This window comes from Caballeronia sp. LZ024 (assembly GCF_031451455.1).
Lineage (GTDB): Bacteria > Pseudomonadota > Gammaproteobacteria > Burkholderiales > Burkholderiaceae > Caballeronia > Caballeronia telluris.
In genome coordinates this window covers 3,190,798-3,203,595 of record NZ_JARUXL010000001.1, presented here as the reverse complement: position 1 = coordinate 3,203,595, position 12,798 = coordinate 3,190,798, and the positions used below count along the sequence as shown (strand labels likewise).

Here is a 12,798-nt window from a genome sequence, read left to right as displayed (position 1 = left end):
TTCATCGAAGCGGGCGGCGTTTTTTCGTTCAGCGCGGCCCGGCGTTCGGATCGCGCGACGAAAAGCGTTCCGCCGACAGAAAATCCTGGCCCAGGTTCGAGGGCAACGTCTGCCGCGCAACGTCGAGCCACGCGCGCGCCGCATGCGACAGATAGCCGTTGCGCCGCCAGCCGACGGCCATGTCCCAGTGGATCTCCGGCTCGACGACCGGGCGGCAGGTGAACGTATCCGTGTCGAGGCGGCGGCAGTACGGCGCCGGCAGCAGCGCGATACCGACGCCGGCCTGCACCAGCGCCGCCATGAAATCCCAATGGCCGCTGCGTCCGACGATCGTCGGCGAAAAGCTTGCTTCGCGGCACGCGTTCAGCACGACGTCGGAGAGCGCGAGGCTCTCGCCATAGAACACGAACGGCTCGCTCGCGAGGTCCGCGAGCGCGACTTCCGCTTCCTGATCCCAGCGCGAGCCTTTCTGCGCGACGAGCCAGAGAAGCTGACGGCTGACCGGCAGGACGTCGAACATCGCGAGGTCGACGGGTTGCAGCACGCCGCCGAGTTCCAGTTCGCCGTCCAGCAGCGCGGCCTCGATCGCCTTCGATCCGCGCTCGAAGAGCTTCAATTCCACCTTCGGATAGCGCTGCTTGAATGCTGCAATCGCGGGTGTGAAGAGCGAGCCGCCCATCGGCGGGATGCCGATCGTCAGCGTGCCGCGCCCGAACGTGCCGAGATCGTTGAGCTCGGCTTCGAGCAGCGCGTGCGCGGCCAACACATCGAGTCCGCGCTGATAGACGATCTGGCCGGCGTCGGTCAGCACCATCTGGCGCCCTTCGCGCAAGAGAAGCGGCGAGCCGATTTCGTCTTCGAGCGCCTTCACCATCTTGCTGATGGTCGGCTGCGTCACGAACATCTGTTCCGCCGCGACGGTGAAGCTCTTCTGCTTCACGACTTCGACGAAGTACCTCAGCGCGCGCAACTCCATTCGACTCTCCAAGATTCCGAAATGGAATGTTTCGGATAAGTTTAAGTCATTTTTATTATGTTTAAGGGCGCTCTATACTCGGCCTACAGGTTAACCCTAGTCCGACGTATCGAGGTCCACCATGTCCTTTGTCATCGCTGTCTTATCGAACGCCATCGGCTCGCAGGGCGCGATCGGCCGTTTCATGCGGATCGCGCTGCAAAGCGCGGCGCTCGCGGCCATCTGGTTCGTCGCCGATATGGTCGCGCGCAAGCTGGCGCTGCCGGTGCCGGGCGGCGTCGTCGGCTTGCTGGCGCTGCTCGCGCTGCTCTTTTGCGGCGGCGTCGCGCCGCGCTGGGTGAAAGCCGGCGCCGACTGGCTGCTCGCCGACATGTTGCTGTTCTTCATCCCGGCGGCGGTGGCGGCCGTGCAGTACGGCGGCCTCTTCATGGAAGACGGCTGGCGCCTCGCGCTTGTGGTCGTCGGCGGGACGCTGATGGTGATGATCGCGGTGGCATTCGCCGTCGATCGCGCGGCGCGCCTCGAACGGCGGCTCGCCTTGCGACGCGCGATGATCGCGCGCCACGCGGCGCGGGCATAGCACGCACCGAAACGGCCAGCCGATGACCCACTTCTACGACTCCCTCTTCGCCGACGACGCCGCGCGTCTGATCGCGGCGGGCTGTTTCGTGCTGACGATCGCGCTCTATTTCGGGTCGAAGCGCCTCTACGCGCGTTTCCGGAGTCCGTGGCTCACGCCGATGCTGGCCGTTCCCGTCGTTCTCGCGCTGATCGTGGTGTTCGCACGGATTCCGTATCCGGTCTACTTTGCCGACACGCGCTGGCTGATGTGGCTGCTCGGTCCGGCGACGGTCGCGTTCGCCGTGCCGATCTACGAATACCGGCATCTGCTGAAGCGGCACTGGATTTCGCTGTCGGTCGGCGTGACGGTCGGGATTCTGGTCGCCGTTGGCGGGTCGCTCGTGCTGGCGAAGCTGCTGCATTTGTCGCCGGAACTGCAGCGCAGTCTCGCGACGCGCTCGGTGTCCACGCCGTTCGCGCTTGCCGTCTCCGACAAGATTCACGCGCCCAGGGACCTCACCGCGCTGTTCGTGATCGCGACGGGCGTCTGCGGCATGCTGTTTGGCGAGATCGTGCTCGCGCTCGTGCCGCTGCGCACGCGGCTCGCGCGCGGCGCGCTGTTCGGCGCGGCGGCGCACGGCGTCGGCACCGCGAAGGCGCGCGAGCTCGGCAGCGAAGAAGGCGTCGTCGCGAGCCTGACGATGATGATCGCCGGCGTCGTGATGGTGCTGATCGCGCCGCTGCTTTCTATCTTGCCGTTCTGATCCGCGCGCCTCGCGCGCTCAAACACGTCTCACATTTTTGCTACAATCGCCATTCGCTTCCGAGGAGCGTTGCGACGGTTTCAGCATCAACGAAGCCGCCAGGCTCGGAGCATTCAATCCGGACGGTTCGAAGGCGTGACAAGCGCTCATTGACCCGCCGCATCGAACGGCGCTCACGTCAACATTTCTAGCTTATTTAGAAAGGAGGGCGTGATGAACGCCGCAGTTATCGATTCCAAGAATTCCACCGATTACGTCGTCGCCGACATGTCGCTTGCCGCCTGGGGCCGCAAGGAACTCGACATCGCCGAGACGGAAATGCCCGGTCTCATCCAGACGCGCGAAGAGTACAAGACGCAGCAGCCGCTGAAGGGCGCGCGCGTCGCCGGATCGCTGCACATGACGATCCAGACGGGCGTGCTGATCGAAACGCTGACGGCGCTCGGCGCCGACGTGCGCTGGGCGTCGTGCAACATTTTCTCGACGCAGGATCACGCCGCGGCCGCCATCGCCGCGGGCGGCACGCCGGTGTTCGCGTTCAAGGGCGAATCGCTCGACGAATACTGGGAGTTCTCGCACCGCATCTTCGAATGGCCGAACGGCGAATTCGCGAACATGATCCTCGACGACGGCGGCGACGCCACGTTGCTGCTCATTCTCGGCTCGAAGGCGGAGAAGGACCGCTCGGTCATCGGCAAGCCGACGAACGAGGAAGAAGTCGCGCTGTACAAGTCGATCGCATCGCACCTCGACGCCGATCCGACGTGGTATTCCACGCGCCTGAAGCACATTCAGGGCGTGACGGAAGAAACCACGACGGGCGTGCATCGCCTTTACCAGATGGAAAAGGAAGGCCGCCTGCCGTTCCCGGCGATCAACGTGAACGATTCGGTCACGAAGTCGAAGTTCGATAATCTCTACGGCTGCCGCGAGTCGCTCGTCGACGGCATCAAGCGCGCGACCGACGTGATGATTGCGGGCAAGATCGCGGTCGTCGCGGGTTACGGCGACGTGGGCAAGGGCTGCGCGCAATCGCTGCGCGGCCTCGGCGCGACCGTGTGGGTCACGGAAATCGATCCGATCTGCGCGTTGCAGGCGGCGATGGAAGGCTATCGCGTCGTGACGATGGAATACGCCGCCGACAAGGCCGACATCTTCGTGACCGCGACCGGCAATTACCACGTGATCGGCCACGACCACATGAAGGCGATGCGCAACAACGCGATCGTCTGCAACATCGGCCACTTCGATTCGGAAATCGACGTCGCGTCGACGCGCCAGTACACGTGGGACAACATCAAGCCGCAAGTCGACCACATCATCTTCCCGGACGGCAAGCGCATCATCCTGCTGGCGGAAGGGCGTCTCGTGAACCTCGGCTGCGCGACCGGCCACCCGTCGTTCGTGATGTCGAATTCGTTCACGAACCAGACGCTTGCGCAGATCGAACTGTTCACGCGCGGTAACACGTATGAGAACAAGGTCTACGTGCTGCCGAAGCATCTCGACGAAAAGGTCGCGCGTCTGCATCTGGGGCGCATCGGTGCGGACCTGACCGTGCTGTCGGACGAGCAGGCCGGCTATATCGGCGTCGACAAGAACGGTCCGTTCAAGCCGAACCACTATCGTTATTAAGCGGTTCACGGTAGCGCCGACGTAGTCGAACGACGGGCGAGGGCGGCCAAGCCTTCGCCCGTATTCACGAATGCCGTAGACAATTTCACCGGAGAATCATCGATGACCGTGCTGTTGACCTGGCTGATCAATGCGCTCGCGCTTTTGATCATCACCTATCTCGTGCCGTCGATCCACATTCGCAACTTCGGCACGGCGCTGATCGTCGCGATCGTGCTGGGTCTCATCAACACGGTATTGCGCCCGGTGCTGATCCTGCTGACGCTGCCCGTGACCGTGCTCACGCTCGGGCTCTTCATTCTCGTCGTGAACGCGCTGTGTTTCTGGCTGTGCGCGTCGCTGCTGAAGGGCTTCGAGGTGTCGGGATTCTGGTCGGCGTTCTTCGGTTCGATTCTCTACAGCATCGTCTCGTGGCTGCTGTCGGCGCTGATCTTCGGGCAGCGCAACTTCGGGTGACGTGACGTTATGTCGCCCGTACATTGACCATCATGAAACCGATCGAACTTTCATTCGAATTCTTCCCGCCGAAAACGCAGGAAGGCGTCGACAAACTGCGCGCCTCGCGCGCGCAACTCGCGCGGCTCAAGCCGAAGTTCGTCTCCGTGACGTTCGGCGCGGGCGGCTCGACGCAGCAAGGCACGCTCGACACCGTGCTCGAAATGAAGCAGGAAGGACTGGAAGCGGCGCCGCATCTGTCGTGCATCGGGTCGTCGAAGGAGAGCCTGCGGGCGATTCTCGGACAGTACCGCGAAAACGGTATTCGCCATATCGTCGCGCTACGCGGCGATTTGCCTTCGGGCATGGGCGAAGTCGGCGAGCTGCGTTATGCGTCGGAGCTGGTGAGCTTCATCCGCGCGGAACATGGCGACTGGTTCAACATCGAAGTGGCCGCGTATCCGGAATATCACCCGCAGGCGCGAACGCCCAAGAGCGATCTGGAGAACTTCGTGCGCAAGGTGCAGGCGGGCGCGAATTCGGCGATCACGCAGTACTTCTATAACGGCGACGCGTATTTCCGTTTCGTCGACGAAGCGCGCAGGCTGGGTGTCGACGTGCCGATCGTGCCCGGCGTCATGCCGATCACGAACTTCACGCAACTGATGCGTTTTTCGGAGATGTGCGGCGCGGAAGTGCCGAAGTGGATCGCGCGCCGGCTGGAAAGCTATGGCGACGACCGCGAGGCGATTCGCAATTTCGGGCTGGATGTGGTCACGGATCTGTGTCGCCGTCTCATCGACGAAGGCGCGCCCGGACTGCATTTCTATACGCTGAACGGCGCGGCCGCGACCAAGACGATTTGCGAGCGGTTGAATCTGATGGGTGTTTGACGTATCCCCTGTTTTGCCCGCGCGGCGTTCGCCGCGCGGTTCTCGTTTCCTCTCGTTTCGGTTCCAATGGCCCCGCTCGTTTCAGATTCAGCGCGTCGCCTCGCGCACGGCAACGGATATTTCGCGCGCCGACCTATCACCTCCACGCATCGTCGATAACCTAACCGCATCGAATCGCGCGCACATGAAAAAATCCTCGAAAAATCAACTGCGCGCGCTGAATTTGTTCGTGCTACGGTAGCGCCCGAATTCGCCGTCGAGCCCGCTTTTCGCCCGTCGATCCGCCCCCGCAGCGCTTGATTTTCTTCGATAAGAAAGCGTTCCTTACAGATTCCCGCGGAAAATCGCCGCGCGCGGAAGACCCGGAGCCGGACTGCATTCATCGCGTATGTTTCTCACATCGCACATAAAGCCGTACTTCGCCGCGCCAGAACCAGCCACCACGGATTTCACGCGAAATCCGCTGCCTTGTTCGGGCCGGTAAAGCTCAGTAATATCGCGTCACGCTGGAACACCAGCACCGAACCTGGAGGAAACATGAAAAATAATGGCCTGTTGCGAGCCGCTCGCGTGTCGATGCTCGTAGGCGCCGCCGTCACTGCGTCGCTCTTTGCCGCGACCGCCGCGAACGCCGCCATCCCGAACAAGACGCTCGTCTATTGCTCGGAAGGCAGCCCGGCCGGCTTCGATCCCGCTCAATACACGACGAGCGTCGATTTCGCCGCGAACACGTTCACCGTGTACAACCGCCTGGTCGAATTCGAGCGCGGCGGCACGAAAGTCGAGCCCGGTCTGGCGGAGAAATGGGACGTCTCGTCCGACGGACTGACCTACACGTTCCATCTGCGCCACGGCGTGAAGTTCCAGACGACGTCCTTCTTCAAGCCGACGCGCGAATTCAACGCGGATGACGTGCTCTTCACGTTCAACCGCATGCTCGATCCGAACCAGCCGTTCCGCAAGGCGTACCCGACGCAGTTCCCGTACTTCACCGACATGGGCCTCGACAAGCTCATCACGAAGGTCGAAAAGGTCGATTCGTACACGGTCAAGTTCACGCTGAAGGAAGTCAACGCGCCGTTCATCCAGAATCTGGCGATGGAATACGCGTCCATCCTCTCGGCCGAATACACCGACAAGCTGTTGAAAGACGGCAAGGCCGCCGACATCAACCAGTATCCGGTCGGCACGGGCCCGTTCATCTTCCGCAGCTACACGAAGGACGCGACGATCCGCTTCGACGGCAATCCCGACTACTGGAAGCCGAACGAAGTGAAGGTGTCGAAGCTGATCTTCTCGATCACGCCGGACGCCGCCGTGCGCGTGCAGAAGATGAAGAACAACGAATGCCAGGTGATGAGCTATCCGCGTCCGGGCGACATCGCGACGCTGAAGGCCGCATCGAACCTCGATACGCCGTCGCAGCCGGGCTTCAACGAGGGCTACGTCGCCTACAACGTGACGAAGAAGAACCTCGGCAACACCGACGTGCGCCGCGCGCTCGACATGGCGATCAACAAGAAGGCGATCATCGAATCGGTGTATCAGGGCGCGGGCCAGGCGGCCACCGCGCCGATGCCGCCGACGCAATGGTCGTTCGACAAGAACCTGAAGGCGCAACCCTACGACACCGCGAAGGCGAAGGAACTGCTGACGAAGGCAGGCTTCCCGAACGGCTTCGAGATCACGCTGTGGGCGATGCCGGTTCAGCGCGCGTACAACCCGAACGCGCGTCTGATGGCGGAGATGATCCAGGCGGACTGGGCAAAGATCGGCGTGAAGGCGAACATCGTCTCGTATGAATGGGGCGAGTACCTGAAGCGCGCGCACGCGGGCGAGCACGACGCGATGCTCATCGGCTGGACGGGCGACAATGGCGACCCCGACAACTGGCTCGGCACGCTGCTCGGCTGCGACGCGGTGAAGGGCAGCAACTTCTCGAAGTGGTGCTACAAGCCGTTCGACGACCTCGTCGCGAAGGGCCGCGTGACCAACGACATCGCGCAGCGCACGAAGGCGTACACCGACGCGCAGCAGATCTTCGGCCAGCAACTGCCGTTCTCGCCAATCGCGCACTCGACCGTCTACCAGCCGGTCAGCAAGAAGGTGACGGGCATGAAGATCGAGCCGCTCGGCTACGTCCGTTTCGACGGCGTCGGCGTGCAGTAAGCTGGCAAGCGGTACGCTTTTTGCACTAACTCATAACTAGTCGAAAAGGTCCGGCGACAAGGGTCACGAGCCCGCGTCGCCGTTCGCATTTTTCCTCCCCAAAGAGACGACCATGTTCCGATTCGTTTTGCGGCGCATAGGGATGGTGATTCCGACGTTCATCGGCATCACGATCCTCGCGTTCGCACTCATCCACCTGATCCCGGGCGATCCCATCGAAGTGATGATGGGCGAGCGCGGCGTGGACCCGGCCGCGCACGCCGAAGCCATGAAGCGGCTCGGGCTCGACCAGCCGCTGCCGCTTCAATATTTCCACTACGTCGGACATGCGCTGAAGGGCGACCTCGGCATGTCGATCATCACGAACACGAGCGTGATGGGCGAATTCATGGCGCGCTTTCCCGCGACCGTCGAGCTGTCGATCTGCGCGATGATCTTCGCGCTCGTGGTTGGCCTGCCGGCGGGCGTGATCGCGGCGTTGAGACGCGGCACGGTCGTCGATCACGGCGTGATGGGCACCGCGCTCACCGGCTATTCGATGCCGATCTTCTGGTGGGGCTTGATCCTCATCATGTTCTTTTCCGCGAAGCTCGGCTGGACGCCGGTGTCGGGCCGCATCGCGGTCGAATACGACATTCCGCACGTCACGGGCTTCATGCTGTGGGACGCGCTCTTTTCCAGCGACGAAGGCGCGTTCAAGTCGGCCGTGAGCCACCTGATCCTGCCGACCATCGTGCTCGGTACGATTCCGCTTGCCGTGGTGGCGCGCATGACGCGCTCGTCGATGCTCGAAGTGCTGCGCGAGGACTACATCCGCACCGCGCGCGCCAAGGGTCTCGCGCCCGCGCGGATCGTGGTCGTGCATGCGCTGCGTAATGCGCTGATTCCCGTTGTCACCGTGATCGGACTGCAGGTCGGCACGCTGCTCGCGGGCGCGGTGCTGACCGAGACGCTGTTCTCGTGGCCGGGCGTCGGCAAATGGCTGATCGACGCGATCTCCCGGCGCGATTATCCGGTCGTGCAAGGCGGCATTCTGATGATCGCGACGCTCGTGATTCTGGTGAATCTCGTCGTCGATTTGTTGTATGGCGTGCTGAATCCGCGCATTCGCCACACGAGATAAAACATGTACCCCCAAGCTCACATTCGTTCGCTACCCCCCAAGGGGGCGCATGCCTCCTTTGAGGCGGCTCGGCAGGAGGCATGATGGCCGACATCCAAAACAATCTCCCCCCACAAGCGGTCACGCCGCCGCCGAGCGGACGCCTCGTCGCGGGCCGCGAGTTCTGGGCGAACTTCTCGCGCAATCGCGGCGCCGTCGTGTCTGGCGCGATCGTGCTCATGCTGATCTTCATCGCGATCTTCGCGCCGCTGATCGCGCCGCACAGCCCGATCGAGCAATATCGCGACTTCGTGAAAATCCCGCCCGCGTGGCTCGAAGGCGGCAACCGCCAGTTCCTGCTCGGCACCGACGAAGCCGGCCGCGACATCCTCTCGCGACTGATGTACGGCGCGCGGCTGTCGTTCTGGATCGGCTTCGTGTCGGTCGTGCTCGCGCTGATTCCGGGCGTCGTGCTCGGCCTCGCCGCCGCGTTCTTCCACTGGCTCGACACGCCGATCATGCGCGTAATGGACGTGCTGCTCGCGCTGCCGTCGCTGTTGCTCGCGGTGGCCGTCGTCGCGATCATCGGGCCGGGGCTCGTCAACACGATGCTCGCGATCGCGATCGTCGCGCTGCCGGGTTACGTGCGGCTCACGCGCGCGTCGGCGCTCGGCGAACTGCAGAAGGAATACGTGACGGCATCGCGCGTCGCGGGCGCGGGCACCGTGCGGCTGATGTTCTCGCAAGTGCTGCCCAACTGCGCCGCGCCGCTGATCGTGCAGGCGACGCTCGGCTTTTCCTCCGCGATCCTCGATGCCGCCGCGCTCGGCTTTCTCGGCCTCGGCGTGCAGCCGCCGGCGGCGGAGTGGGGCGCGATGCTCGCCTCGGCGCGCGACTACATCGAAAGCGCATGGTGGATCGTCACGATGCCGGGTCTGTCGATCCTGATCTCGGTGCTCGTCATCAACCTCCTCGGCGACGGGCTGCGCGACGCGCTCGATCCGAAACTGAAACGGATGGCATGACATGAGCGATCTACTGACTATCCGCAATCTCGAAGTGCGCTTCGGCGGCACGCAGGCGGTCGACCGCATCGACCTGAGCGTGAAGCCCGGCGAAGTGGTCGGCGTGGTCGGCGAATCCGGCTCGGGCAAAAGCGTCACGATGATGGCGCTGATGGGCCTGATCGACGCGCCGGGCGTCGTCACCGCCGACGAAATCACCTTCGATGGCAAGAACTTGCTGAAAGCGTCGGCGCGCGAACGTCGCCGGATCATCGGCAAGGACATCGCGATGGTGTTCCAGGACGCGCTCTCCAGCCTGAACCCGAGCTACACCGTCGGCTATCAGATCAAGGAAGTGCTGAAGCTGCACGAAGGCTTGCGCGGCGACGCGCTGAACCGCCGCACGCTCGAACTGCTCGATCAGGTCGGCATCCCCGATGCGAAGAGCCGCGTCGATGCGTTTCCGCATCAGATGTCGGGCGGCATGAACCAGCGCGTGATGATCGCGATGGCGGTCGCGTGCAACCCGAAGCTCTTGATCGCCGACGAACCGACCACCGCGCTCGACGTCACGATCCAGGCGCAGATCATGGAACTGCTCGTGCAGTTGCAGAAGGAGCGCGGCATGGCGCTCGTGCTGATTTCGCACGATCTCGCGGTCGTGTCTGAAGTGGCACAGCGCGTGGCCGTGATGTACGCGGGCGAGATCATCGAAACGAATCACGTGCCGACGATCTTCAGCGAGCCGCATCATCCGTACACGGAAGCGCTGCTCGCCGCGATTCCCGAGCACAGCCGCGGCGCCGAACGGCTCGCCGCATTGCCGGGCATGGTGCCGGGCCGCGACGATCGTCCGAGCGGCTGTCTGTTTGCGCCGCGCTGCAAGTATGCTGTCGATGAGTGCTGGAAAGGCCGTCCGGCGCTCTTCCAGCTCGACCCGAACGACCCGGCCGTGCGGGCGCGCTGCATCAAGCCGCTCAACATGCAGTCCGTGGCAGCACCAGGAGGCGCGCGATGAACGCGGTCCCTCAAGATTTCACTCAAGACAAGGACATCGTCCTCGCCGCCGACCAGCTCGCGAAGCACTACAGCGTCAAGCGCAGCATGTTCACGCAGGGCACGGTGAAGGCGCTCAACGGCGTGTCGTTTGCGCTGGAGCGCGGCAAGACGCTCGCGGTCGTCGGCGAATCGGGCTGCGGCAAGTCGACGCTCGCGCGCCAGCTCACGATGATCGAGCCGCCGACTTCCGGGCGGCTCCTGATCGACGGAGAAGACGTCGCCGGCGCCGATTCCGCGAAGATCGCCGCGTTGCGCCAGCGCGTGCAGATGGTGTTCCAGAACCCGTTTGCGTCGCTCAATCCGCGCAAGACGGTCGCGCAGACGCTCGGCGAGCCGCTCGCGATCAACACGAAGCTCAATGCCACCGAACGCGCCGAGCGCATCGCGCACATGATGCGCACTGTCGGTCTCAGGCCCGAGCATGTGTCGCGTTATCCGCACATGTTCTCGGGCGGACAGCGTCAGCGCGTCGCGATCGCGCGGGCGATGATCCTGGAGCCGCAGATCGTCGTCGCGGATGAACCGGTGTCGGCGCTCGACGTCTCGATCCAGGCGCAGATCCTGAATCTCTTCATGGATCTGCAAGCGCAGTTCGGCACGAGCTACGTGTTCATCTCGCACAACTTGTCGGTCGTCGAACATATCGCCGACGACGTGATGGTCATGTACTTCGGCGGCGTCGCCGAACTCGGCGACAAGAAGACGATTTATGCGCACCCGCGCCATCCGTACACACGCGCGCTGATGTCGGCGACACCGGCGATCTTCGAGGAAGACCGCACGATCAAGATCAAGCTGCAAGGCGAAATGCCGTCGCCGCTCAATCCGCCGTCGGGCTGCACGTTCCATCAGCGCTGCCCGTATGCGATCGAGCGATGCCGCATCGAAGAGCCGGCACTGCGCTACGTCGACGGACGACATGTGTCGTGTCACCGTGCGGAGGAGGTGGGGGAAGCCGATGCCTGAATTGCGGGCGGCGCGCACGATCACGCGCCGCTTCGCGTTTGGCGCAGTGGCGGCGGTGCTGGCTTTCTGCTGCGCGTGGCCGGCGTTTCTTTCGACGGCCGCGTGGGCCGTGGGCAATACGCCGCCTGCCGCCGTGCCGCCGCCGCGCGGCGCGCTGCCGCCGGCCGCGCGTGCCGACCGCTCCGATGGCACGACGGCGAGCGGCCCGGTGCGCGCCCAGCCGCCGCGCATGCCGTTCTACGTCGCGACCAAGGGTCAAACGACGCTCTATGTGCTTGGCACGCTGCACGTCGGCTATGCGAACGACTATCCGCCGGACCAGCCGTTTCGCAAGCCGATTCTCGCGGCGCTCGATGCATCGCCGGTTCTCGCACTCGAAATTTCCCCCGACGATCTGCTCTTCTCGCAGGAAGACGTGCAGCGCTATGGCATGTGCCGCAGCGAGTGTCTGCTCGACTATCTGCCCGATTCGATGTGGAAACAGGTCGAGGCGCGCATGCGGAGCAACCCGGCCGCGCTCGCGCAGTTGCGGCACACGCGGCCCTGGCTCGCGTCGATGCTGGTCGAAACCTACGACACGCTCAAGGCCGGTTTCCTGAGCGAGTACGGCACCGAGGCGCAATTGCAGAACGTCTATTTGCGGGCGAAGGGAAGGATCGTCGGACTGGAGACGCTCAACGAGCAGATCTCGACATTCACTCGGCTCACGTCGGCGCAGCAGCGTGAAATGCTCTCGCAGGATCTCGTGCAGACGCCGGCGGAGAATGTCGCCGACGTGAAGGAACTGCATCGGCTATGGCGGATCGGCGACGCCGATGCGCTCAAGGCCTGGGACGATGCGAAAGGGCAGAAGCTCGCGCGGTCGAAGGCGTTGGCGGCCTCGGTGGATAACCGCGTCGTCTACGAACGCAATCGGCGCTTCGTTACGCGCATGCTCGCGCTCGCCGCGCCGAACAAGCCGCTCTTCGTGGCGATTGGCGCACTGCATCTCGGCGGGCAGCGCGGCGTGCTCGAATTGCTCCGGCGGCATGGGTTTGTGGTCGAGCCGGGGTGAGGCGTGCGCGGCTTCTCTGGCGTTATCGGATTAATCGATAAGAATCCGCCAATGTCAAGCTTTAAAGAGTCGAAAGCGACCAGATAATCCGATTGCCGTCTTTTCGGACTTTACGTATTACTTGGCATTCGTTCTGTTTGTATCTTCTACTCGAGGTTGCTTTGGATGCCTAAAAACGCA

At 63.4% G+C, this 12,798-nt stretch carries 12 protein-coding genes and 1 riboswitch; of the genes, 11 read left to right on the top strand and 1 reads right to left on the bottom strand.

Annotation, left to right across the window (positions count from 1 at the left end; genetic code table 11):
* Positions 1 to 28: 28 nt before the first annotated feature.
* On the bottom strand, positions 29 to 976 hold the full coding sequence (locus QCE48_RS14485) for a LysR substrate-binding domain-containing protein (protein ID WP_309787029.1): 948 nt from the start codon (positions 974 to 976) through the stop codon (positions 29 to 31).
* Positions 977 to 1,097: 121 nt separating this feature from the next.
* Here QCE48_RS14485 and QCE48_RS14480 point away from each other — a divergent pair, with 121 nt between their 5' ends.
* From QCE48_RS14480 to QCE48_RS14430, 11 genes are all read left to right on the top strand, one after another.
* A complete protein-coding gene (locus QCE48_RS14480; RefSeq protein WP_309787030.1) occupies positions 1,098 to 1,556 on the top strand; it encodes a CidA/LrgA family protein in 459 nt (152 codons plus the stop codon).
* A 22-nt stretch (positions 1,557 to 1,578) separates the two neighbouring features.
* Positions 1,579 to 2,301, top strand: coding sequence for an LrgB family protein (locus QCE48_RS14475; protein WP_309787031.1), 723 nt, complete (start codon positions 1,579 to 1,581; stop codon positions 2,299 to 2,301).
* Positions 2,302 to 2,355: 54 nt separating this feature from the next.
* Positions 2,356 to 2,483, top strand: a riboswitch (S-adenosyl-L-homocysteine riboswitch).
* Between the two features lie 31 nt (positions 2,484 to 2,514).
* Positions 2,515 to 3,936: an adenosylhomocysteinase gene (gene ahcY / locus QCE48_RS14470; RefSeq protein ID WP_309787032.1), complete on the top strand. Its 1,422-nt coding sequence runs from the start codon at positions 2,515 to 2,517 to the stop codon at positions 3,934 to 3,936.
* Between the two features lie 102 nt (positions 3,937 to 4,038).
* Entirely contained in the window at positions 4,039 to 4,392 is a 354-nt protein-coding gene (locus QCE48_RS14465) for a phage holin family protein (protein ID WP_309787034.1), read from the top strand.
* A 32-nt stretch (positions 4,393 to 4,424) separates the two neighbouring features.
* A complete protein-coding gene (metF, locus tag QCE48_RS14460) occupies positions 4,425 to 5,264 on the top strand; it encodes a methylenetetrahydrofolate reductase [NAD(P)H] (protein ID WP_309787036.1) in 840 nt (279 codons plus the stop codon).
* Between the two features lie 537 nt (positions 5,265 to 5,801).
* Positions 5,802 to 7,433: an ABC transporter substrate-binding protein gene (locus tag QCE48_RS14455; protein ID WP_309787037.1), complete on the top strand. Its 1,632-nt coding sequence runs from the start codon at positions 5,802 to 5,804 to the stop codon at positions 7,431 to 7,433.
* Between the two features lie 112 nt (positions 7,434 to 7,545).
* The gene (locus QCE48_RS14450) at positions 7,546 to 8,556 is read left to right on the top strand and encodes an ABC transporter permease subunit (RefSeq protein WP_309787039.1); all 1,011 of its coding nucleotides are present in this window, start codon (positions 7,546 to 7,548) and stop codon (positions 8,554 to 8,556) included.
* A gap of 83 nt (positions 8,557 to 8,639) precedes the next feature.
* Entirely contained in the window at positions 8,640 to 9,560 is a 921-nt protein-coding gene (locus QCE48_RS14445) for an ABC transporter permease subunit (protein WP_309787041.1), read from the top strand.
* Between the two features lies 1 nt (position 9,561).
* On the top strand, positions 9,562 to 10,557 hold the full coding sequence (locus QCE48_RS14440) for an ABC transporter ATP-binding protein (RefSeq protein ID WP_309787043.1): 996 nt from the start codon (positions 9,562 to 9,564) through the stop codon (positions 10,555 to 10,557).
* Positions 10,554 to 11,564, top strand: coding sequence for a peptide ABC transporter ATP-binding protein (locus tag QCE48_RS14435; RefSeq protein WP_309787044.1), 1,011 nt, complete (start codon positions 10,554 to 10,556; stop codon positions 11,562 to 11,564). The genes QCE48_RS14440 and QCE48_RS14435 overlap by 4 nt, the downstream gene beginning before the upstream one ends.
* Entirely contained in the window at positions 11,557 to 12,618 is a 1,062-nt protein-coding gene (locus tag QCE48_RS14430; protein WP_309787045.1) for a TraB/GumN family protein, read from the top strand. The genes QCE48_RS14435 and QCE48_RS14430 overlap by 8 nt, the downstream gene beginning before the upstream one ends.
* Positions 12,619 to 12,798 lie beyond the last annotated feature (180 nt).

Coding starts and splice junctions, on each gene's coding strand:
- QCE48_RS14485 (WP_309787029.1), bottom strand. CDS start 976: ATGGAGTTGCGCGCGCTGAGGTACTTCGTCGAAGTCGTGAAGCAGAAG.
- ahcY (WP_309787032.1), top strand. CDS start 2,515: ATGAACGCCGCAGTTATCGATTCCAAGAATTCCACCGATTACGTCGTC.
- QCE48_RS14445 (WP_309787041.1), top strand. CDS start 8,640: ATGGCCGACATCCAAAACAATCTCCCCCCACAAGCGGTCACGCCGCCG.
- QCE48_RS14450 (WP_309787039.1), top strand. CDS start 7,546: ATGTTCCGATTCGTTTTGCGGCGCATAGGGATGGTGATTCCGACGTTC.
- QCE48_RS14435 (WP_309787044.1), top strand. CDS start 10,554: ATGAACGCGGTCCCTCAAGATTTCACTCAAGACAAGGACATCGTCCTC.
- QCE48_RS14465 (WP_309787034.1), top strand. CDS start 4,039: ATGACCGTGCTGTTGACCTGGCTGATCAATGCGCTCGCGCTTTTGATC.
- QCE48_RS14440 (WP_309787043.1), top strand. CDS start 9,562: ATGAGCGATCTACTGACTATCCGCAATCTCGAAGTGCGCTTCGGCGGC.
- QCE48_RS14480 (WP_309787030.1), top strand. CDS start 1,098: ATGTCCTTTGTCATCGCTGTCTTATCGAACGCCATCGGCTCGCAGGGC.
- metF (WP_309787036.1), top strand. CDS start 4,425: ATGAAACCGATCGAACTTTCATTCGAATTCTTCCCGCCGAAAACGCAG.
- QCE48_RS14455 (WP_309787037.1), top strand. CDS start 5,802: ATGAAAAATAATGGCCTGTTGCGAGCCGCTCGCGTGTCGATGCTCGTA.
- QCE48_RS14430 (WP_309787045.1), top strand. CDS start 11,557: ATGCCTGAATTGCGGGCGGCGCGCACGATCACGCGCCGCTTCGCGTTT.
- QCE48_RS14475 (WP_309787031.1), top strand. CDS start 1,579: ATGACCCACTTCTACGACTCCCTCTTCGCCGACGACGCCGCGCGTCTG.